We start from the raw sequence: 22,765 nt of genomic DNA, 5'->3' as shown, positions 1-22,765 counted from the left end.
TTAGTGCGGCAGCGGGGCCAGCTGCTTGTTGCGGCGGAACTTCGCCTGCAGCCGGTCGAAGTAAAGATAGACCACCGGCGTGGTGTACAGCGTCAGCAGCTGGCTCATCACCAGACCGCCGGCGATGGTGATGCCGAGCGGCTGGCGCAGCTCCGCGCCGTCGCCGCTGGTCAACACCAGCGGCAGCGCGCCGAACAGCGCCGCCAGCGTGGTCATCAGGATCGGCCGGAAGCGCAGCAGGCTGGCCTGGAAAATCGCCTCGCGGGCGCTGATGCCGCCGTTGCGCTGCGCCTCGAGCGCGAAGTCGACCATCATGATGGCGTTTTTCTTCACGATGCCGATCAACAGCATGATGCCGATCAGCGCGATCAGGCTGAACGGCGCGCCGAACAGCTCGAGCGCCAACAGCGCCCCCACGCCCGCGGAAGGCAGGGTGGAGAGGATGGTCAGCGGATGGATATAGCTCTCGTACAGCACGCCGAGCACGATATACACCGTGGCGATCGCCGCCAGGATCAGGATCAGCTGCGACTTCAGGGTGTCCTGGAACACCTGGGCGGTGCCGGCGAAGGCGCCGCGCACCGTGGACGGCACGCCGAGCTGAGTCATGGTGCGCTCGACAGCGGCGGTGGCGTCCGACAGGCTGCCGCCGTCCGGCAGGTTAAAGGAGATGGTCGAGGCGGCGGACAGCCCCTGATGGTTGACCGACAGCGGCGCGTTGGCCGGTCGCCAACTGGCGAAGTAGGAGAGCGGTATCGCCTTGCCTTCGTTGTTGATGATGAACATCTTGTCCAGCGAGCTGACGTCCTGAGTGTAAGGCGGCGCCACTTCCATCACCACTTTGTATTGGTTGAGCGGTTGATAGATGGTCGAAATCTGTCGCTGGCCGAAGGCGTTGTTCAACAGGTTGTTGGCGTCGGACACCGAAATGCCGAGGCGCGCCATGGTCTCGCGATCGTAGACCAGATCCATCTCCGAGCCTTTATCCTGCTGATCCGAGTTGACGTCCGCCAGCTCGGGCAATGCCGCCAGCGCGGCGCGGATCTTCGGTTCCCAGTCGCGCAGCGCGGCGAGGTCATCCGCCAGCAGCGTATATTGGTAGCTGGCGTTGGCCTGGCGGCCGCCGACGCGGATATCCTGCACCGCCATCAAGAACAGGCTGGCGCCCGGTTCTTTGGCCAGGCGAGCGCGCAGGCGGGCGATCACTTTCTGCGCGTCGTCGCTGCGTACCGACAGCGGTTTCAGTGAGATGAACATCGAGCCGCTGTTGGTGCGCGAGCCGCCGGTAAAGCCGGTGACGTTTTCCACGTCCGGATCTTCGCGCACGATTTTCATGAAATCTTCCAGTTTGCCGCGCATCGCCTGGAACGAGATGCTCTGATCGGCCTGGATAAAGCCCATCAGGCGGCCGGTATCCTGTTCGGGGAAGAAGGTTTTCGGGATGCTGATATACAGCCAGACGTTGAGCGCAATGGTGGCGAGGAACACCGCCAGCACCCAGCGCGAGTGGCCAAGCACCCAGTTCAGCGAGCGTCCGTATCCCTGCTGCAGCGCCAGCAGCATTTTGCCGAAGCCGCGCGCGCGCCGCTGCGAACGCGCCGGCTGGTGGCGCAGCAGATAGGCGCACATCATCGGCGTGAGCGTCAGCGAGACGATCAGCGACAGCCCGATCGACACCGACAGGGTGACGGCGAATTCGCGGAACAGCCGGCCGGGCAGGCCCGCCATCAGCAGCAGCGGGATAAACACCGCCACCAGCGAAACGCTCATCGACAGCACGGTGAAACCGACCTCCCGCGCGCCCAGCAGCGCAGCGTTGATCGGTTTCATGCCGGCCTCGACGTGGCGGGAAATGTTTTCCAGCACCACGATGGCGTCGTCCACCACAAAGCCGGTGGCGATGGTCAGCGCCATCAGCGACAGGTTGTTGAGGCTGAAGCCGCACAGATACATGGCGGCGAACGAGCCGATCAGCGACACCGGCACGGCGACCGCCGGGATCAGCGTGGCGCGGCCGGAGCGCAGGAAGATGAACACCACCAGGATCACCAGCCCGATGGCGATCGCCAGCGACTGTTCGACCTCGGCCAGCGACGCGCGAATGGTCGGCGAGCGATCCTGCGCGACGTTGAGCGAGATTGCGGCCGGAATGTTTTCCTGCAGCGCGGGCAGCTCGGCGCGAATGCGATCGACGGTTTCGATGATGTTGGCGTCCGGCGCGCGGCTGATGGCCAGAACGATCGCCGGCTTGGCGTCGGTCATCCCGGCGTTGCGCACGTCCTGCACCGAATCTTTGACCTCGGCCACGTCGCCGAGCCGCACCGCCGAACCGTTGTTGTAATGAACGATCAGCGGGCGGTAGGCGTCGGCGGTTTTCAGCGCGTCGTTGGCCTGGATTTGCCAACGTTGCTGCGGGTTTTCGACGGCGCCCTGCGGGCGGCGCACGTTGGCGTTGCTGATGGCCTGCCGCACGGCATCCAGCGAAACACCCTGATTGAACAGCGCCGAAGGGTTCAACTCCACGCGCACCGCCGGCAGCGAGCTGCCGCCCACGGAAACGTCGCCGACGCCTTCGGTCTGGCTGATCTTCTGCGCCAGCTGGGTGGACGCGAAGTCGTAAAGCTGCCCCTGGCTGTAGGTGTCCGACGTCAGCGTCAGGATCATGATCGGCGCGTCGGAAGGGTTGACCTTGCGATAGCTGGGGCGGCTCGGCATGCCGGTCGGCAACAGGCTTTGCGCGGCGTTAATCGCCGCCTGCACGTCGCGCGCGGCGCCGTTGATGTCGCGGCTGAGATCGAACTGCAAAATCACCCGGGTGCTGCCGAGCGAGCTCATCGAGGTCATTTCATTGACCCCGGCGATGCGGCCCAGCGCGCGCTCCAGCGGCGTCGCCACCGAGGAGGCCATGGTTTCCGGCGAGGCGCCCGGCAGCGACGCGCTGATCGAAATCACCGGAAAATCCACCTGCGGCAGCGGCGACACCGGCAGCAGGCGAAAACCGATCGCGCCGCTGATGGCGATGGCCAGCGTCAGCAGGGTGGTGGCCACCGGCCGGTGAATGAACAGGGCGAAGAATTTCACGGCAGCTCCTGCGTATCCGGCTGGCGATGCGTGTTGCGCGCCAGTTTGTCAAACAGCAGGTAGATCACCGGCGTGGTGAACAGCGTCAGGATCTGGCTCATGATCAGGCCGCCGACCATACAGACGCCGAGCGGATGCCGCAGCTCCGCGCCGACGCCGGTGCTCAGCATCAGCGGCAGCGCGCCGAGCAAGGCCGCCAGCGTGGTCATCAGGATCGGCCGGAAACGCAGCAGGCAGGCCTGATAGATGGCGTCGCGCGGCGATAAGCCCTGTTCGCGTTCCGCCGCCAGCGCGAAGTCGATCATCATGATGGCGTTCTTCTTCACGATGCCGATCAGCAGGATGATGCCGATGATGGCGATCACGTCCAGTTCGCTGCCGGCCAGCATCAGCGCCAGCAGCGCGCCGACCCCGGCGGTCGGCAGGGTGGAGAGGATGGTCACCGGATGAATGAAGCTTTCATACAGCACGCCCAGCACGATATACATCGCCACCACCGCCGCCAAAATCAGCCACAGCGTGCTGCCGAGCGCCGCCTGGAAGGCCAGCGTCGCGCCCTGGAATTGGGTGGTGATGTCTTTCGGCATGGCGAGATTTTTTTCCGCCTGGGTGACCGCGTCTACCGCTTCGCCGAGCGAGTAGCCGGCGGCGACGTTGAACGAGACGGTGGCCGACGGGAATTGGTCGAGGTGGTTGACCGACAGCGGGCCGAACCGTTCTTCGATTTTGGCGATGGCGCTCAACGGCACCACGGCGCCGTCCTTGCCGCTCAGACGGATCTCATTGAGCGCCGCCAGCCCCGGCGTCGCGCTGACGTCGTGCTCCAACACCACCCGGTATTGATTGGCCTGGGTGTAGATGGTGGAGATCAGGCGTTGGCCGAAGGCGTTGTACAACGCATTGTCCACGTCGCTCATGGTGACGCCGAGGCGCGAGGCCGAATCGCGATCGACGTTGACGTAGGCGACCAGCCCCTGATCCTGCCAATCGCTGGTGACGTCCGCCAGCTGCGGGGTTTGTTTCAGCTCATCCATCAGCTGCGGCACCCACAGGCTGAGATCGTCCAGCGACATCGCCTGCAGGGTGAACTGGTACTGGGTGCGGCTGACCTGGGTATCGATGGTCAGATCCTGCACCGGCTGCAGGTACAGCTTCACGCCGGGGAACTGCGCCGTTTGCTGCTGCAACCGGCTGATGATCGCCGGAATGCGGTCGCTGCGTTCGCTCAGCGGCTTCAGGTTGATCTGCAGCCGGCCGCTGTTGAGCGTGGCGTTGCTGCCGTCGACGCCGACGAACGAGGTCAGGCTTTCCACCGCCGGATCTTTGAGGATCTGCGCCGCGACCTGCTGCTGGCGCTCGGCCATGTTGCTGAACGAAACGCTCTGCGGCGCCTCCAGCGTGCCCTGAATGATGCCGTTGTCCTGCACCGGGAAGAAGCCTTTCGGGATCAGCAGGTACAGCAACACCGTCAGCGCCAGGGTGCCCACGGCCACGCCGAGCGTCAGCCAGGGGTGGTTAAGCACCGTTTTCAGCCACTGGCCGTATCGCGCGATCACGCGCTCGAAAAAGCGCTCAGAGGCGGCGGAGAAGCGGTTCTGCTTGCGCAGCGATTCGTGGCTGAGCATGCGGGCGCACATCATCGGCGTCAGCGTCAGCGATACCACGGCGGAGATCAAAATCGCCACCGCCAGCGTCACGGCGAACTCGCGGAACAGGCGGCCGACGATGTCGCCCATGAACAGCAGCGGGATCAGCACCGCCACCAGCGAGAAGGTCAGCGAGATGATGGTGAAGCCGATCTCGCCGGCCCCTTTCAGCGCGGCGTCGAGCGGTTTTTCCCCTTTCTCGATGTAGCGCGAGATGTTCTCGATCACCACGATGGCGTCATCCACCACGAAACCGGTGGCAATGGTTAATGCCATCAGCGTCAGGTTATTGATGGAGAAGCCGAGGAAATACATGGCGGCGAAGGTGCCGACCAGCGACAGCGGCACCGCCACGCTGGGGATAATGGTCGCCGGCACGTTGCGCAGGAACACGTAGATCACCATCACCACCAGCGCGATCGCCAGCAGCAGCTCGAACTGCACGTCGCTGACCGAGGCGCGGATGGTGGTGGTGCGATCGGTCAACACCTTGACGTCGACCAACTTGGGCAGGCTTTTAATCAGCGTCGGCAGCATTTCGCGGATGCTGTCGGCGGTGGTGATGACGTTGACGCCGGGCTGGCGCTGAATGTTCAGCACGATCGCCTGTTGCTGGTTGGCCCAGGCCGCCAGTCGGGTATTTTCCGCCCCTTGTTCGATGGTGGCGATATCCTGCAGGCGGATCGCCGCGCCGTTCTGATAGGCGACGATCAGCTGGCGATAGTCGTCGGCGGATTTCATTTGGTCGTTGGCGGACAGGGTGACCGAGCGGGTCGGGCCGTCCAGGCTGCCTTTTGCCGAGTTGACGTTGGCGTTGCTGATGGCGGTGCGGATGGTTTCGCTGTTCAGGCCATAGGCGGCGACCGCCGCGGCGTTCAGTTTTACACGCACCGCCGGGCGTTGGCCGCCGGCCAGGGTCACCAGGCCGACGCCGGTCACCTGAGAGATTTTCTGCGCTACGCGCGTCTCCACCATGTCTTCCACCTGCGTCATCGGCATGGCGGTGGAGGTGACGGCCAGCGTCAGGATCGGCGGATCGGCCGGGTTAACCTTGCTGTAAATCGGCGGGTAGGGCAGATCGTTCGGCAATAGGTTGGTGGCGGCGTTGATCGCCGCCTGCACTTCCTGCTCCGCGACGTCGAGCGGCAGCGCCAGCTGGAATTGCAGCGTCACCACCGAGGCGCCGCCGGAGCTTTGCGACGCCATTTGCTTCAGGCCGGACATCTGGCCGAACTGGCGTTCCAGCGGCGCGGTAATGGCGGAGGTGACCACGTCCGGGCTGGCGCCGGGATACAGCGTCACCACCTGGATGGTTGGGTAGTCCACTTCCGGCAACGCGGAAACCGGCAGCGCACGATAGCCGATGATCCCCGCCAGCAGTATCGCCACCATCAGCAGGGTGGTGGCGACCGGGCGCAGGATAAACAGGCGGGAAGGGCCGCCGCCGCGGGTCGGTGGCATCACCTGCATCAGGACTTCCTCTGAACGTCAGGTTCGCGCTTGGCTTTTGACGCCGCAGGCGCGTCGTTCGGCGCCAGCACTTCCACCTGCATGCCTTCGGTCAGGCGATCGATGCCGTCGGTCACCACCCGATCGCCGGCGTTGAGGCCGGCGCTGATCACCACCTGCCGGCTGTCCTGCACGCCGGCGGTGACCCGGTGTTTGCTGACCTTGTTGTCTTCGCTGAGCGTCCAGACGAAGTTGCCTTCGTTGCCCATCTGCAGCGCGGCGGTCGGGATCACCACCGCATCGTGCAGGGTATCCACCTGCAGCCGCGCGTTGACGAACTGGTTGGGGAACAGCGCGTCGTCTTCGTTGGCGAAGCGCGCTTTCAGCTTGATGGTGCCGGTGGCGGTATCAATTTGGTTGTCCAGGCTCAGCAGCGAACCGGTCGTCAGCTTGTTCTGGTTGGTGCGATCCCAGGCTTCGACGCTCACCGGCCCGGCTTTTTGCGCCTTGAGCAGATCGGCGATGTTGCCTTCGGGCAGCGTGAACACCACGTCGATCGGGTGCGTCTGCGTGATCACCACCAAACCGGTGGTGCTGCCGCTGGTGACGTAGTTGCCGACGTCGACCAGTTTCAACCCGACGCGGCCGTCGATTGGCGCAGTGATGCGGCTGTAGGTGATCTGCAGTTTGGCGCTGTCGACCGCGCCCTGATCGGCTTTGATGGCGCCTTCGGTTTGCTGCACCAGCGAGGCCTGCGTATCCAGCTCTTGACGGGAAACCAGATTGGTTTTCACCAATTGCTGGTAGCGCGCCAGATCGCGCCGGGCGTTGGCCAGCGTGGCCTGATCTTTCGCCAACTGCCCCTGCGCCTGGGTCAGTTGCACCTGGAACGGCCGGGGATCGATTTCTGCCAGCAGATCGCCGGCTTTGACCTGCTGGCCTTCGGTAAAGTGGATCGCCATCAGTTGGCCGTCGACCCGGCTGGTGACGGTGACGGTATTGGCGGCGGTGGCGGTGCCCAAGCCGGAAAGATAGCGCGGCACCGTCTGTTGCGTGGCCGTCGCGGCCTGCACCGGCGACATCGGCGCGCCGCGCCGCCCGCCCGCCGCGCGACCGGCCCCCGCTTTGCCGCCGGCCTGCTGCGCGCCCGGGGCCGTGCCGGCCGGCGGTTGAGCGGCGTTAAAATAACGCCAGGCGAAGACGGCGGCGATGACCAGGATGGCCGCAACCAGCAGGCGCGGCATCAGGGAACGGCGTTGGGGTTTTGCATTCATGGCGGCGAAAATTCTCTCCAAAAGGCAGGGGTGCGGGCACTCATTGCCACAAAAATGACACTCCTTACAGGATACTAGTTTAGCCAGCGGGGACGGCATAAAAATGAAGGAAATATGGAGGAACCGTCAGCATTGTCCTAATAAGTGGGTGATTTGAGCGTGCTATGTTTATAAGTGATTTGTTTCAGCTTATAGCCAATCCGTTTTAGCGTTCTATCCTGGTTGGCGCTAATAATTAACCCGCGAATCTTTTCCCACAGGAGCAGGTGATGAGCAACAGAGAATTGGGCCGCTCAGGCATTCAGGTGCCGGCGTTGACCTTTGGCGGCAATGTGTTCGGTTGGACGGCGGATCAAGCGACCTCGTTCAGCCTGCTGGATGCGCTGGTGGACAATCAGCTCAACTTTATCGATACCGCCGACGTTTATTCCAGCTGGGCGCCGGGCAACCGGGGCGGCGAATCGGAAACCGTCATCGGCGAATGGCTGAAGAAGAGCGGCAAGCGCGACCAGGTGATCATCGCCACCAAGGTGGGTAAACCGATGGGCGAAGGCAAACAGGGTCTGTCGCCGCGCTATATTCAGCAGGCGGTGGAAGATTCGCTGCGGCGCCTGCAAACCGATTATATCGATCTTTATCAGTCGCATGACGATGACCGCGATACGCCGCTGGAAGAGACGCTGGCGGCGTTCGATGCGTTGATTAAGGCCGGCAAGGTGCGGGCGATCGGCGCCTCCAACTATCAGGCGGATCGCCTGGAAGAAGCGCTGCGGGTGAGCGAGAGCAACGGATTGGCGCGCTACGAAACCCTGCAGCCGGAATACAATCTGTATGCGCGCGAAGGGTATGAAGCCGAGCTGGAGCGGGTGGCGCAGCGCCATGGCCTCGGGGTGATCAACTTCTTCGCGCTGGCCAGCGGCTTTCTGACCGGCAAATACCGCAGCAAAGCGGATGAGGGCAAAAGTCAGCGCGGCGATCGCATCGTCGAACGCTACCTGAACCCGCGCGGTTTCCGCATCCTGGCGGCGCTGGATCAGGTGGCGGGCAAACACGGCGTCTCTGCGGCGCAGGTCTCGCTGGCCTGGCTGATCGCGCGTCCGAGCATCACCGCGCCGATCGTCAGCGCCACCTCGTTGTCGCAGCTGGATGAGTTGGTCAGCGCCACGCGTCTGACGCTGGATGCGGACGACATTCAGACGCTGAACCACGCCAGCGCCGAGTAAGAGCCGCCGGCGATTTTGCTCTATGCTGAAGGGGTCAATATGACTCATTCAGGAAACTGCAATGTCTGGCGATATCATCAACGACCTCGCGGCGCTGGAACAGCTGTACGGCAAGCCCGCCGCGCCCTCGGTTTTTAAAGAAGTCAGCTACATCCACCCGGCTTACCGTCCGTTTATCGAGGCGGCGCCGTTCGCCGCCCTCTCGACGGTGGGGCCGGACGGCATGGACGTCTCGCCGCGCGGCGATCCGGCCGGTTTCATTCATATCGAAGACGAGAAAACCCTGCTGTTGCCGGATCGGCGCGGCAATAACCGCATCGACAGCCTGCGCAATATCCTGCACGACAACCGGGTGGCGCTGCTGCTGCTGATCCCCGGCATCGGCGAAACGCTGCGGATTAACGGGCGGGCGGAGATCGTGGTGGCGCCGGCGGTGTTGCAGCGCTTCGCCCACCGCAACCAGCTGCCGCGTTCGGTGCTGCGCATTCGGGTGGAGGCGGTGTTCTTCCAGTGCAGCCGGGCGATCTTGCGTTCGGGGTTATGGGAAGAGGCCAGCCGCCTCGAGCGTTCGGTGCTGCCCAGCCCCGGCCATATTTTGGCCGCGGTGAGCCAAACGCGCTTCGACGGTGAGGAGTACGACAGCGCGCTGCCGCAGCGGCTGAAGGATACGCTGTATTAATCGCCGTGGCGTTCGCGCCACGTTTGTCGATTCAGCCGGTACAAGACGTGCTTTTGCAGCGGATGGCCCGCCGGCAGACGCGGGTGCAGGAAGGTTTCGCCGTCGAAGCGCATACCGATGCGCGTCATCACCCGGCGCGACGGCTGGTTATCTTCGGCGGTGAAGGACACCACTTCCGGCAAATGCAGCGTGTCGAAGGCGCACGCCAGCGCGGCGCGCGCCGCCTCAGCGGCGTAGCCGTTGCCCCAGTGGGCCGCCGCCAGCCGCCAGCCGATCTCCACGCAGGGGGAGCAAGGCAGATCGTCGCCCGGCCGCGCCAGCCCGACAAAACCGATAAAAGGCGCGCCGCTTTTCACTTCCACCGCCCACAGCCCCCAGCCGTGCTGTTGCAGGAAGGCGCGGATGCGTTCGGCCTGCGCGCGGCTTTCCTCGGCCGTCATCGTCGCCGGGAAATAGCGCATGACCTGCGGATCGGCGTTGAGCGCGGCGAAGGCCGGCAGGTCGTCGTCGCGCCAGGGGCGCAGCCGTAGCCTGGCGCTGTCGAGGGTAAGGATGGTCGACATGATGCATAGCCTCCAATGAACAAGGGCGCGGCGAGCCGCGCCCTTGGGCTGTCAACGGAACAGCGTTTGCGCCCAGCGCGCCAGCCCGGCGGTGACCGAGCCGAAGTCGTTGCCGCCGACGATCGGAATGCCCGGCAGCTGCTGTTGCAGCGCGGCGCGCAGCAGCGGCGAACGCGCGCTGCCGCCGGTCAGGTAGATCACCTGCGGCGCGGTCTGGCTGCTGGCCAGCGCGGCGCTGACCTGCTCCTGAATGCGCATCAACGGCTGCGAGATGGCGTCGGCGAGCTGATCCTGGCTGATGTTCTCCGCCAGATCGGCCTGCACGAAATTGAGCGGCGCGCTGATGGCCGTTTGGCCGGACAGGGCGATCTTACTCTCTTCGGCCGCCCGCACCAATCGGTAGCTCAGGCGCTGCTGGTACACTTTCAGCAGGCGCTTGACCTTTTCCGGCTCCGCCGCGTCGAGGATCAGATCGCGCAGCACGCGGCCGTTGGCGGCGCTGTAGAAATCGTTTTGCGCCGGCACATCGTTGGTCGCCACCGCGTTCCAGTAAGGCAGCGCCGGCAGGGCGATGCCTTTCGCGGTTTCGCCGCCCAGGCCGAACAGCGGCATCAGCTGCTTGAAGGCCAGCATGATGTCCAGATCGTTACCGCCGACCCGGCAGCCGCTGTGGCCCAGCAGGCTCTGCTGGCGATCGGCGCGGTTGCGCCACTGCGGCCCCATCAGCAGCACCGAGCAGTCGGTGGTGCCGCCGCCGATGTCCACCACCAGCACGGTTTGCTCTTCGCTCAGCGTCGCTTCGAAGTCCAGCCCCGCCGCCACCGGCTCGAACTGGAATTCAATGTCCTTGAAACCGGCGCGTTCGGCGGCGCGTTGCAGAATGCCCTGCGCCTGCCGGTTGGCTTCGTCGCCGCCGATGCCCTGGAAGTTGATCGGCCGGCCGATCACTGCCTGATCGATGCCGGTTTGCAGCACATTTTCTGCCTGGCGTTTGATGTGGAACATCATGGCGCACACCAGGTCTTCGAACAGCGCGATCTGCTGTGGTTTCAGGCCGTTGGCGCCGAGGAAGGACTTCGGCGAGCGCACGAAATACACCTCTTCCGGATCTTCCATATAGTGCGCCAGCGCCTGCAGGCCGAACAGCACGCTGTCGCCGTTGACCGGAATGTCTTCTTCGCGGTTGTAACTGATGGCGCGGCGCAGCAGCTGCTGGTTTTCTTCGCTGCCGGTCGGGATCTGCCAATGGCGGTGCAGGCATTCGCTCACCGCTTCGCGGGTCGGCGCGCACAGCATCGAAGGCAGATAGGGCGCGTTGTTTTCCAGCGTCAACAGCTCGGGGCCGTGGTCGCGCATCACTGCAACGGAACAGTTGGCTGTCCCGTAATCGAATCCAATAAACATCTCTTTTTTGTCCCCATGCCAATGAAGGGGGGCGACTTTACCCGAGACGGGGCCGGCGGGCAATGCGCCAATGCGCGAGTGTCGAAAAATTTAGCGGGCGCGGCGGCTTGCGCGAACTTTCTCAGTGCGGATAACGCTCAAGCCGCAGCAATGGCACAGTCGGCTATGAAAATGGCGTGCTTCGCCCATCAAGACGCACGCCATTTCTTTATACTCAACAGGTATTCCGAGCGGGGAATGCCTTTCCCTATGACTCTGTGATGAGGATTTCATGACGCGCAACTCGACCTTTCTCATGAATATCGGCTGGAGAACCCTGCTGAAAGATCTGGGGCTCCAGCCGACGGATGTTTTACGCCGGGCTGCATTGCCTGAAGATCTGTTGTCACGCACCGCTGAAGGGATCACTACGGAAGAATATTTCCGCTTCTGGCGCGCGATGGAGGAAGGAACGGGCGACCCGTTGTTTCCGTTGAAAATCGTTGCGCTGATGTCAACGGAATCGTTTGACCCTCCGATATTCGCCGCCCTGTGCAGCGCCAATCTGGCGCAAGCTGTCCAGCGGTTAGCGAAATACAAGCAACTTACGGCGCCGATGAGCCTGGAGCTCGCCATCGGCCCTGAAGGCGAAATGACGATTTCACCCCGCTGGTTGTTGGCGGAGGAGGCGGTACCTGCGTCTTTACTGGTGGCTGAGCTGGCATTTTATGTTCGGCTGGCGCAGCTTGCCACGCGCGAACCGGTAAAAGCGCGCCGTATCACCTTGCCTGAACTGCCGCCTGCAGCCCTTTCACGCCCCTTGGCAGCCTTCTTCGGCTGCGCGGTAACGCCTGGGGCAGGGCCGGGCATTACTTTCTCCTCCGCAGATGCCTTGCGTCCCTTTTTGACAGTGAATGAGGGCATGTGGCGCGTTTTCGAACCCGAGCTGCGTCGTCGCCTCAGTGAACTGGACGCCACGGCAACCACCGGAGAGCGCGTTTGTGCGGTGCTGCTGGAGTTGATTCCCAGCAATACCGCCGGCATCGACGCGGTGGCGGCAAGATTGGGCATGAGCCGCCGGACGCTGCAGCGGCGTCTGGAAGATGAGGGCGAGAGTTTTCGTTCGCTGAGCAACGGCACCCGGGAAAAATTGGCGCGCCACTATCTTAAGCATTCGACCCTTACCAGCGGAGAGATTGCCTTTTTGCTCGGTTTTGAAGAGCCGAACTCTTTCTTCCGCGCCTTTCACGAATGGACAGGGCAAACGCCGGAAGCGGCTCGCCAGGCGATGCGGCTGAATTAGCCGAGAGGCGCTGTTCACGTTGGCGCATTCTGCGAGTTGATTGGCGCGGTTCGACATGGTTGCGGCAGGGCCCGTCGCTTAAAGTGGACAACATACAGACTGCGCAGGCAGTCGCCAACGCAATCATCCTAATAAGGAGCAGTCAGTATGAAGTCCAAAGTGATCCTGGTGACCGGCGCCTCGTCCGGTATTGGCGAAGCCACCGCCGTCACGTTAAAGCAGCGCGGGCATACCGTTTATGCGGCCGCCCGCCGGGTTGAACGCATGCAGGCTCTGGCTGCCGCCGGCATTCGCGTTTTGCCGTTGGACGTCACCGACGATGCTTCCATGGCGCAGGCGGTAAAGACCATCATCGCCGAAACGGGGCGTATCGATGTGTTGGTCAATAACGCCGGTTACGGCTCCTATGGCGCTATTGAAGACGTTTCTGCGGATGAGGCTCGCGCTCAATTTGATGTGAATGTGTTCGGTGCGGTTCGGCTGACGCAGCTGATTTTGCCGCACATGCGAGCGCAGCGCTCCGGCACCGTCATCAATATTACGTCGATGGGCGGGAAAATACATACGCCGCTGGGCGGATGGTATCACGGCACCAAATTCGCCTTGGAGGCCATCAGCGACTGTTTGCGCATGGAGGTGCAACCTTTCGGCATCGACGTCGTGGTGATCGAACCCGGCGGCATCCAGAGTGAATGGGCGGATATCGCCGCGGAAAAACTGATCGGCGTTTCCGGCCAGAGCGAGTACGCCGCTCAGGCTCACGCTGTCGCCCACGCCATGGTCAGCGACGCCAGCAAGAAACGGCAATCGCCGCCGAGCGTGATTGCCGATACGATCGCCAAAGCCGTCGCCGCCCATCGTCCGAAAACGCGCTATGCCGTGGGGTTTGGCGCGAAACCGCTGATTTTTCTGCGGCGCTTGTTGTCCGATCGCGCCTTCGATGGGCTGATGCGCCGGGCATTGGGGGTACCGCGCCAGGGGCAATAAGTCGTCGGGCAGCGGGGCTTTATGTCGGTGGCGGTGAAAATGGTGCGTCTGAACACTGTTCAGACGCATAATCATTAAAGACAATCGCTAATCTGGACGGTGGGAAGGTGCGTAACTTAATGTCCGAATTCCGCACGTCAGCGCGCTAGCCGAGTCCCATAATGCAGAAAAAACCGAACCCGAGCGTTGCCATGAATACTCAACAGCAAGCGTTGTACGACGCGCTGCGCGCGCGTGACCGCAAATTCGACGGCCGTTTTTTCGTCGGCGTCTCTTCCACCGGCATCTATTGTCGCCCGGTGTGCAGCGCTCGCACGCCGAAGCTGGAAAACTGCACCTTTTATCCGAGCGCGGCGGCGGCTGAACTGGCGGGGTTTCGCCCCTGCCTCAAATGCCGACCGGAACTGGCGCCCGGCCTGGCGCTGATCGATCTGGGCAACCGCTATGCCCAGGTGGCGGTGCAGCTCATCGAGCAGGGGTATCTGTCCGAACACAGCTGCGAAGCGCTGGCGGCGCGGCTGGGCATTTCCGATCGCCATCTGCGGCGCATCTTCGCCGAACAGTTTGGCGCCTCGCCGATCGATTACGCGCAGTCGCACCGGTTGCTACAGGCCAAGCGCCTGCTGGCGGACACCGATCTGCCGCTCAGCGAGGTGGCGTTCGCCGCCGGTTTCGGCAGCCTGCGGCGTTTCAACGAGCTGTTCAAGGCGCGTTACCGCCTGATCCCGTCGGCGCTGCGCAGCGGCGGCGCGCGCGGTGAACGGGCCGCCGCCAGCGGGTTGGTGTTTCACCTGGGCTATCGGCCGCCCTATGACTGGGCGCGCATGCTGAATTTCTTGCAGGCGCGCGCCGTGCAGGGCGTGGAGCGGGTCGAGGGGCGCCGCTACCTGCGCTCGATCGCCGTCAGCCAGGGCGGCACGGAACACCGCGGCTGGCTCAGCGTGCAGCCGGAAGAGGCGCGCAATCGGGTTCGGGTCGAGATTGCGCCGACGCTCAGTCTGGTGACGACGGAGGTGTTGCGCCGGGTGCGCCTGCTGTTTGATCTGGACGCCGCGCCGGATCGCATCAATGAGGCGCTGGGCTCGCTGGCGGCCGATGCGCCGGGGCTGCGCCTGCCGGGCTGCGTGAACAGTTTCGAGCAGGCGGCGCGTGCGGTGCTGGGGCAGTTGGTCAGCGTGAAAATGGCGGCGACCTTCGCCGGGCGGATGGCCGAACGCTGGGGCGAAGCGCTGGCGACGCCACATGAGGGCATCACCCACGTTTTCCCCACGGCAGAACGGGTGGCGCAGCTGCAGCCTGAAGAACTGCGCCCGCTCGGGGTGCAAGTGAAGCGCGCGGCGGCGCTGATCGAGATCGCCCGCGCGCTGGGGGAAGGACGGCTGCAGCTCGACAACGTGCTGGATATCGAACAGGGCATCAAGGCGCTGACCGCGCTGCCGGGTATCGGCAACTGGACCGCCAGCTATATCGCGATGCGCGCCTGGTCGTGGCCGGACGTGTTCCTGGCCGGCGACTACCTGATCAAACAGCGTTTCCCCGGCATGACGCCGCGCCAGATTGAACGCTACGCCGAGCGCTGGCGCCCGTGGCGCTCTTACGCCACGCTGCATCTGTGGCACAACGGCGGCTGGGCGCCGGAAGCGGAGAGTTGAACGCGGCTAGCGGGGAGACTCGATCAGCTGCAGCAGGCGGCTCATGCCTTCACGCATCAGGAACGCCAGCAGCTTTTCCCGTTCGGCCGGCGTGAGGTGATAGTAATACTCGATCCAGACCCGTACCGGATCCTGACGTTTGACGTCGTAATCCGGATGGTCGGTTTCGCGCAACGCCGACAGGCTGCGCGCGCCGAACGGCAGACTGTCGATATGGTATTCCAGCGCTTTGCCCTGTACGCCGCTGCGGCGGCGACTGACCCAGCCTTCGCGCCGGGCCATCAGATTGACCCCTTGCGGGGTTGACGGCAACCCCGCCTTACCCATCAGTTCCCTGGCGGAAAACCATTTCTTTTCCATAGTCCCTTGTCTCTGAGCCATCACCTGTCGAGGAAAATCAACGGATACGTCGATGTTCGCATGGGGATTTCATCTTACTTAATCGTTTAAGCTTCAGGTGTTATTTATATCACTAATCTTGTCTTGGTTAATATCATGTAACGAACGAGATGCGAGGCGCCGCCCGGGAGACGGCGCCTGAGAGGGGGAGAGGGTTAACGGATGCCGAAATAGCCGTCGCTGAGCAACACCGCCAGCGGCTGCTCCAGCGCCACCTGGTCGCCGTCCGCCAGATCGACGCCAATGTCGCGCAGCGCCTGCAGCGTCACCGGCTGGTGAGCCGGTCCGGCGAAGGTCTGCGCTTTAATGCGATGCGCCGCGCCGTTGAGCATCGAGACCATCAGCTCGTCCATCTGGTTGCAGTGCACGTTGGTGATAAAGCGCTCATCGATGCGAATGATGTCGATCCTCTGGTCGCTGAGCTCATCGAACGCATTGATGTTATGCCCGAAGCCGTTGACGATCAGCCGGCAGCCCTGCTGCTGCAGTTCGCGGAGAAATGCCCGACACTGCGCGGCGTGCTCCAGTATTGCGGCCTCATCGACGCTGAACAGCAGCGCCTGCGGCGGCAGCGAGGAAGCGCGCACCGTTTCCGTCAGGTAGCGCTGGAAGTCGGCGCTCAGCAGGCTGTCGATGGCCAGCGGCAGCGCGAGCGACAGCCCTTTGCGTTTGATGTCGTCGGCATATTTCACCAGCAGTTGCGCCGCCGTCCAGCGGTCGATGTCCGGCATCAGGCCGTACAGCTGCGCGGCGGCGATGAACGCCTCGTGCGACAGCGGGCGGTCGTCCGGCGCCATCACCTGCAGCTTCACCTGGTGAAACGCGGCCGACAGCGGCGTCGCCGGCGGTGCGACCGCGTGAGTCAGCAGCCGCAGTTGCCCCTCGCTGATGATCGTCTGCACTTCCTGCAGGCTCAGCACCTCGTGTTGCCGCTCCAGCAGCTGTTTCTGCCGCGTTTCGTACAGATAAACCTGGCCGCGCCCGTGGTGTTTGGCGGTGTAGCAGGCGATGTCGGCCTGCGCCAGCAGCTCGCTGCTTTTGGCGTCGCCGCCGATGCGCGTGATGCCGGCGCTGGCGCCGACGCGGTAAATCTTTCCTTCCCAGTAGAACGGGTGTTGGCTGATTTGGTTGACCACCTGTTGCATCAGCGATTTGGCCTGTTCAAGCCGGCAGTCGAACAGGATTAGGCCGAATTCGTCGCCACCCAGCCGGGCCAGGCAGTCGCTGTTGCGCAGCTGGTGCCGCATCAGCTGGGCGATGTCCCGCAGCAAGGCATCACCCGCCGCGTGGCCGGCGGTGTCGTTCACCGCCTTGAACCGATCCAGATCGAGGAACACCAGCGAATGCGGTGACGACGGTTCGCCGCTGGCGACGATCGCCGCTTTCAACTGCTTCTCGAAGCGGGTACGGTTCGGCAGGCCGGTCAGCGCGTCGTGCGAGGCGCTGTAGCTGAGCTTTTTCATCAATTCGCGCGAGGCGGTGACATCCTGCAGCACCATCACCGCGCCCATGGTTTCGCCGTCGAGGGTTTTCAGCGGTGAGACCGACTGCTGCACGTCGAAATAGCGCCCGTCGCGGCTGTGCAGCACCAGCGCGTAATCCGCCGGCCACTGCCGTGGGTATTGCGTGAGGTTTTCGATTTCCGGGCCGTCTTTACCGTTGGTCAGGCGCACCACGCCGGCGACGGGCATACCGATCGCCAGATCGAGCGGCCAGCCGCACATCTGCTCGGCCACCGGATTCATAAAGGTAATGCGCTGGTGACCGTCGGTGGAGATCACCCCTTCGCCGATGGCGTCGAGGGTAATGTGCAAGCGCTCTTTCTCCTCGTGCAGCGCTTCGGCGAGGATCTTGAGCTCGGTCATGTCGATATTGGTGCCGATCATGCGCAGCGGCTGGCCCTGGTCGTCGAGGATCACATTGCCCTGGCCGCGAATATGGCGTAACTTGCCGCCGCGCGTGGTGATGCGAAATTCCATGACGAATGGTCGTGGCTGAGCCAGAATCTCGGCCAGCTCGCGATCGGTGCGGTCGCGATCTTCCGGCACCAACAGCGTGCGCCACAGCGCCAACGTCGGCGTTTGGTCGGAATTGAGATCGTAGAGTTCGAACATGCGCTGATCCCAGGTGAAGTTTTCCTGGCTTATCACCCATTCCCAGATGCCGACGCCGCCCACCTGATTGGCCAGCGTTATGCGCTCCACCAGCCGGTTGTTTTCCGCCTGGCTGCGCTTCAAATCGCTGATGTCCTCCACCTGAGAGATGAAGTACAACGGCACCCCTTCGGCGTCGCGCACCAGCGAAACCGCCAGCAGCGCCCAAACGGTCTGGCCGTCGCTGCGAATGTAGCGTTTCTCCAGGGTATAGCTGCTGATATGGCCATCGAGCAGGTCGTGCAACTGGCTGAGATCGGCGTTGAGATCGTCGGGATGCGTAATTTCTTGAAAGGTCAGCTTATGCAGCGCCTCCGGCGTATAGCCGAGCAGCGTGCACAGCGCCTGATTGACCTGCAGCCATTTGCCCTGCGGCGACACCAGCGCCATGCCGATGGCGGAATACTCCAGCGCGCTGCGAAAGCGGCTTTCACTTTCGACGATATGCTGTTTTTCCACTCGGAAGGCGTGCATCACCACCGCCATTGCGTGCGCCGGGATTAAAATCAGCAGCATCGGCAAGTACAGACCGAGATCGCCAAGGTGTTTGCCGGTAGCCTGAAAATGCAGCAGTCCCAGCGAAATCATCACGGTGATCAGCAAGAGGGTGCAGAAGCAAACGGTGAACGCCTCAAAACGCGGCAGTGCGATGGCTGCCCACAGCAGCGGCAAAATCACGAACGTGAACGGAAAAGGCAGATAGGTCAGCGCCATAAAGCTGAAAGCCAGCGTAACCATCAGTGTCAGCAATAATGGAAACGGGTTCAGCGCCGTCAGGGTACGACGGTTGTAAGCGAGGCCGATCGGTGCCAGCGACAGTACCCCTATCGCTTCGGAAATGAACCAGGTACCGAACGGCTGCCAAAAAGGCTGCTCTGGCGCGGGTACCAGGCCGGCGGCCAGCAGCGCGCTGAACAGCGGGGTAAAAATCACCGCACAGACCACAAAACGCAGCCAACTGGCGAGATCATTCAACGGATCGTACGGGTGTAGCATGCGGCGCAACAGCAGGGCGCAAATCGCCGCTTCCAGCAGGTTGATGGCGGCCAGCTTGACGGGAGTGACGCTGACGCCGAACAGCAAGAAGCTGGCGAGCACGATGCCGAGGCCGCTGGCCAGCAGCGGCAGCCCCCAGTGACGCGGGGCGTGGCGGTACAGCACCGCGATTGCGGCGGCGGTCGGGAACCACAGCGGCGTGAAGTGGCGGGCTTCGCTGGACAGCGACAGGCTCAGCAAGGCGAGCAAAAACGTCGCCAGCGCCACGAACAGGGAATGCGTCACCACGACGCCTTTGTGTGTGCCGAACGTGTTCGGCGCGCTGATATCCATAGACACCCTTACCGATGGCCTCTGTCAGTGATTGGATTCATGACGTGGATGAATTAAGACGATTTATTGGCAAAGGGTAGTACAGCGCGAGAGGAAAACCTACCGGGAAGCCCGACTTTACTGCGTTAACGCCAGCCCGGCGACAGAATGACGAAAAAGCCGGCGCGAGGCCGGCTTTTGGCGTATTACAGCAGGAACAGAGTGGCGAGGCCGAGGAAGATGAAAAAGCCGCCGGTGTCGGTCAGCGCGGTGATGAGCACGCTCGAGCCGACCGCCGGATCGCGGCCCAGTTTGAGCATGGTCATCGGGATCACCACGCCCATCAGCGCCGCCAGCAGCAGGTTGAGCAGCATCGCCAGCGTCATCACGCCGCCCATCGCCGCGTCGTCGTACAGCAGCCAGGTGATCACGCCCATGATGCCGCCCCACACCACGCCGTTGATGATGGCGACGCCCAGCTCCCTGAGCATCAGGCGCGAGATGTTGCCGACTTCAATCTGGTGCAGCGCCAGCGCGCGCACAATCATGGTGATGGTTTGGTTGCCGGTGTTGCCGCCGATGCCAGCGACGATCGGCATCAGCGCCGCCAGCGCCACCAACTGGGAAATGGTGTGTTCGAACAGGCCAATCACGCGCGAGGCGACGAACGCGGTACAGAGGTTGATCGCCAGCCAGGCCCAGCGGGTCTTGACCGCCTTGCTGACCGGGGCGAACACGTCTTCTTCCGGGCTCAAACCGCCCATGCGGCGCAGGTTGGTGTCGCTCTCTTCGTTGACGGCGTCGACGATCTCTTCGATGGTCAGGCGGCCCATCAGTTTGCCTTTTGCGTCAACCACCGGGGCGCTGATCAGGTCATAACGTTCGAACGCGCCCGCCGCTTCATCGGCCTTGTCCTCAGGCTGAAAGGTGGCGGGGTCGCTGTCCATCACTTCGCGTACCGGGATCTCCGGATCGTTCAGCAGCACCGCGGTGAGCGGCAGTTCGCCCAGCAGGGTATTTTTGCGATCGGTGACGAACAGTTTATCGGTGGCGTCGGGAATGGTTTTACGCATGCGCAAGAAGCGATGTACCGCGCCGAGCGTGACGTCCGGCCGCACCGTCACCAGTTCGAAATCCATCATCCAGCCGACGCTGTCTTTGGCGTACTGGCTCATCTCGCGCACCTGGGCACGCTGCTCCGGCTCCAGCGAGGTCAGCAACCGGCCCATCAGGTTACGCGGCAGGTATTGCGCCAGGTAGGCCTGCTCGTCGACGTCCAGCGTTTTGATCGCTTTGAGCAGGTCTTTGTCGCTCATTTCCTCGATCAGGCTGTCCCAGACCGGCTCGGCGACCTCCACCAGCGTCTGGCCGCGCTTGCTGTTGCCCACCAGCCGCCACAGCGCCATACGTTCATCCTGCGGCAGCGCTTCCAGCAGGTCCGCCAGGTCGGCGGCGTGCATGTCGTCCAACAGGCCGGTGATTTCCGCCGTCTGGTTCAGCAGTTCGCTTTGGCTGAGGGCGTGCTCATCCCCTGGCCGGCCGAGAATGCCGTCGACCAATTCCTTATTGTTCAACAACAGAGTGAGAATGCGCTGGCGGTGTTCAGCGACTTTTTTGACGTTATGGGTTGCGGCTGACATGGTGTTCCTTAACGGGCGCTCGGCGTTCCTGACGCAGGCTCATTAAAAGATAGAGCATAGCGAGTGCCGGAGTCATTTTTATGAAACGGACGGGGCGCGGCGGTTATTCAGAGGAGGCGTCCTGTTGCGGCGCGCTGACTTCGGTGGCGTTTTGCGCAGCGGCCTGCTTTTTTTCCTGATGATGAGGCACCGCCACCACGGCGGCGTACAGCAGTCGGCCGACTAAAATGATAAAGCTGATAAACAACACTATCTTCGTCATCTGTCCGGTGGTTTTCTTGCGCATATATCACCCGGTATGCCGGTATCCTGTGTTATTCGCTCGAGAATTTGTAACCGGATTTTAGGCGCTGATGACAAAAGTTGTCCATTTTTTTCCGGCGTGCGGCACGGCGCATTAGGGTTTCGTTTAGGTTGTCGGGGCGAGGGCGGAAAGAAAAACCCCCTGTCTGGCAGGGGGCGGGGGGATCAGGCGGAGCGCTGTTCGTCTTGCGAGCCTTCTTCGTCGATCAGCAGCTTCCAGCCGACGACGTCGTTCCAGTAGGCCTGCTCGCGTTCGAAATCGAGCTGCACCAGGTTGTTCTGCGCCAGGTAGCCGGCCGGGAAGCGCAGCGTCCAGTGGTTGTCGTCGGTGGTCAGGCGCAGCGTTTCCGGCGTGGTGGTCGACTGACGCTGGTTGTTGAGCAGGGTGCTCAGACGCAGCAGCTGGATCAGCGGCAGGTAGTGTTTCTTCTTGAACAGGTTGAGGCGAGGCAGCTCTTCCAGCTTGATCGCCTTGCGGTGGAAGCGCACCAGCGCCGCCAGCAGCAGCTGCTGTTCCTGGTTGAAGCCAGGCAGGTTGGAGTTTTGCAGAATGTAGGCCGAATGGCGGTGCATGCCGCTGTGGTTGATGCTCAGCCCCACCTCGTGCAGCATGGCGGCCCATTTCAGCAGGGCTTCCAGCTGCGGATGCGCCAGCTTGGTGTTCTGCGCCATCCACTGCGAATAGAGCAGCTCGGTGGTTTCCAGCACCCGCTTGGCCTGCTCGCGATCGATGTTGTAGTGATCGGCCAGGCTCTTGGCGGTGCGGCTGCGGATGTCCTGGTGGCGGAAACGGCCTTCCATTTCATACAGCACGCCTTCGCGCAGCGCGCCGTCGGACAGGCGCAGATCGCGGATCGCCAGCGCATCGAACACGCCGCACAGGATAGCCAGCCCCGGTACGAACACCGATTGGCGATCTTCCGACAGCCCCGGCAGGCTCAGTGAACTGAAGCTTTTGAACTGCAGCACCTGCTCGGCGAGCATTTCCAGGCGATCCAGGGTGATGAGACCGTCTTTTTCCCCCATCGCCACCAGCACTTCGTGGGCGGCCTTGATGGTGCCCGAAGCGCCCAGCGCATACTGCCAGCCCTGAATGCGGTACTGCCAGGCCAGCGTTTCCAGCTTCTGCGCCGCCGCCAGCCGCGCGCGGCGGAAGTTGTTTTTGCTGATCTCGCCGCCCGGGAAGAACAGCTGGGCGAAGCTGACGCAGCCCATGCGGCGGCTTTCCGCCAGCAGCGGCTCGAAGTCTTCGCCGATCACCAGCTCGGTGGAGCCGCCGCCGATGTCGATCACCAGCTTGCGGCCTTTCTCCGGCTGAGTGTGCTCCACGCCCATGAAGATCAGGCGCGCTTCTTCCTGGCCGGCGATGATTTCTATCGGGTAGGGGATCACTTTGGCGGCGCGCTTGAGGAACACTTCGGCGTTCACCGCCTGACGCAGGGTGTGCGTCCCGACGATGGTGACGTTATCCGCCGGGAAGCCCTGCAGCCGTTCGGCAAACAGGGCCAGGCAGGCCAGGCCGCGCTCTATCGCCTCTTCACTGAGTACGTTGTTGCTGTCCAATCCGTCGGCGAGATGCACCCGCTGTTTTAAACGGCCCAATACCTGTAAGGCGCCGTTGACGACGCGGGCGATCACCATGTGGAAACTGTTCGACCCGAGGTCGATGGCGGCGATTTCCTGCGGTTTGTTCGTTGCAGTGTTTTTTAGCGGCATAGTTGC

General features: G+C 62.9%; 15 protein-coding genes. 5 read left to right on the top strand and 10 right to left on the bottom strand.

What is annotated here, in order from left to right; all coding sequences use genetic code 11:
• Genes mdtC through ACP3TA_RS24265 form a run of 3 tightly spaced genes read right to left on the bottom strand, consistent with a single transcriptional unit; the run spans position 1 to position 7,450 of the window.
• Positions 1–3,081 carry a multidrug efflux RND transporter permease subunit MdtC gene (gene mdtC, locus ACP3TA_RS24275; RefSeq protein WP_047574078.1) on the bottom strand — a complete coding sequence of 1,027 codons (3,081 nt, stop codon included), beginning with the start codon at positions 3,079–3,081 and terminating at the stop codon, positions 1–3.
• Complete coding sequence (locus tag ACP3TA_RS24270; protein WP_206196264.1) at positions 3,078–6,197, bottom strand: MdtB/MuxB family multidrug efflux RND transporter permease subunit; 3,120 nt, start codon at positions 6,195–6,197, stop codon at positions 3,078–3,080. The genes mdtC and ACP3TA_RS24270 overlap by 4 nt, the downstream gene beginning before the upstream one ends.
• Entirely contained in the window at positions 6,197–7,450 is a 1,254-nt protein-coding gene (locus ACP3TA_RS24265) for an MdtA/MuxA family multidrug efflux RND transporter periplasmic adaptor subunit (RefSeq protein ID WP_033644057.1), read from the bottom strand. The genes ACP3TA_RS24270 and ACP3TA_RS24265 overlap by 1 nt, the downstream gene beginning before the upstream one ends.
• A 269-nt stretch (positions 7,451–7,719) precedes the next feature.
• Between ACP3TA_RS24265 and ACP3TA_RS24260 the strand changes: the two genes are divergently transcribed.
• Positions 7,720–8,673: an aldo/keto reductase gene (locus ACP3TA_RS24260; protein ID WP_060660366.1), complete on the top strand. Its 954-nt coding sequence runs from the start codon at positions 7,720–7,722 to the stop codon at positions 8,671–8,673.
• A gap of 61 nt (positions 8,674–8,734) precedes the next feature.
• A complete protein-coding gene (locus ACP3TA_RS24255; protein ID WP_033644055.1) occupies positions 8,735–9,352 on the top strand; it encodes a pyridoxamine 5'-phosphate oxidase family protein in 618 nt (205 codons plus the stop codon).
• Here ACP3TA_RS24255 and ACP3TA_RS24250 read toward each other — a convergent pair.
• Together ACP3TA_RS24250 and yegD are read right to left on the bottom strand one after the other, a co-directional pair.
• The gene (locus ACP3TA_RS24250; RefSeq protein ID WP_033651544.1) at positions 9,349–9,915 is read right to left on the bottom strand and encodes a GNAT family N-acetyltransferase; all 567 of its coding nucleotides are present in this window, start codon (positions 9,913–9,915) and stop codon (positions 9,349–9,351) included. The genes ACP3TA_RS24255 and ACP3TA_RS24250 overlap by 4 nt on opposite strands.
• A 51-nt stretch (positions 9,916–9,966) precedes the next feature.
• Entirely contained in the window at positions 9,967–11,319 is a 1,353-nt protein-coding gene (gene yegD / locus ACP3TA_RS24245; RefSeq protein WP_033644053.1) for a molecular chaperone, read from the bottom strand.
• A gap of 271 nt (positions 11,320–11,590) precedes the next feature.
• Here yegD and ACP3TA_RS24240 point away from each other — a divergent pair, with 271 nt between their 5' ends.
• The 3 genes from ACP3TA_RS24240 (at position 11,591) to alkA (ending at position 15,240) form a co-directional block, all read left to right on the top strand.
• Positions 11,591–12,601, top strand: coding sequence for an AraC family transcriptional regulator (locus tag ACP3TA_RS24240; protein WP_033644051.1), 1,011 nt, complete (start codon positions 11,591–11,593; stop codon positions 12,599–12,601).
• A 147-nt stretch (positions 12,602–12,748) separates the two neighbouring features.
• Positions 12,749–13,588 (top strand): oxidoreductase, encoded by an 840-nt coding sequence (locus tag ACP3TA_RS24235; protein ID WP_033651541.1) that lies wholly within the window; start codon positions 12,749–12,751, stop codon positions 13,586–13,588.
• Positions 13,589–13,749: 161 nt separating this feature from the next.
• A complete protein-coding gene (gene alkA / locus ACP3TA_RS24230; RefSeq protein WP_033644049.1) occupies positions 13,750–15,240 on the top strand; it encodes a DNA-3-methyladenine glycosylase 2 in 1,491 nt (496 codons plus the stop codon).
• 6 nt (positions 15,241–15,246) lie between these two features.
• On the opposite strand, the gene ACP3TA_RS24225 is transcribed toward alkA, so the two are convergent.
• The 5 genes from ACP3TA_RS24225 to ppx all read right to left on the bottom strand — a co-directional run bounded on the left by ACP3TA_RS24225 (position 15,247) and on the right by ppx (position 22,759).
• A complete protein-coding gene (locus tag ACP3TA_RS24225) occupies positions 15,247–15,600 on the bottom strand; it encodes a DNA-binding protein (protein ID WP_033644048.1) in 354 nt (117 codons plus the stop codon).
• A gap of 194 nt (positions 15,601–15,794) precedes the next feature.
• Entirely contained in the window at positions 15,795–19,121 is a 3,327-nt protein-coding gene (locus tag ACP3TA_RS24220; protein ID WP_206196265.1) for a diguanylate cyclase, read from the bottom strand.
• 185 nt (positions 19,122–19,306) lie between these two features.
• Entirely contained in the window at positions 19,307–20,740 is a 1,434-nt protein-coding gene (gene mgtE / locus ACP3TA_RS24215; RefSeq protein ID WP_206196266.1) for a magnesium transporter, read from the bottom strand.
• 103 nt (positions 20,741–20,843) lie between these two features.
• Positions 20,844–21,026 carry a YfgG family protein gene (locus ACP3TA_RS24210; RefSeq protein WP_206196267.1) on the bottom strand — a complete coding sequence of 61 codons (183 nt, stop codon included), beginning with the start codon at positions 21,024–21,026 and terminating at the stop codon, positions 20,844–20,846.
• A gap of 182 nt (positions 21,027–21,208) precedes the next feature.
• On the bottom strand, positions 21,209–22,759 hold the full coding sequence (gene ppx, locus ACP3TA_RS24205) for an exopolyphosphatase (RefSeq protein WP_049200673.1): 1,551 nt from the start codon (positions 22,757–22,759) through the stop codon (positions 21,209–21,211).
• Positions 22,760–22,765 lie beyond the last annotated feature (6 nt).

Source organism: Serratia sp. 2C06 (assembly GCF_050037615.1).
Classification (GTDB): domain Bacteria; phylum Pseudomonadota; class Gammaproteobacteria; order Enterobacterales; family Enterobacteriaceae; genus Serratia; species Serratia ureilytica.
Note: the sequence above shows the minus strand (reverse complement) of the source record. Positions and strands in the feature narration are given on the sequence as shown.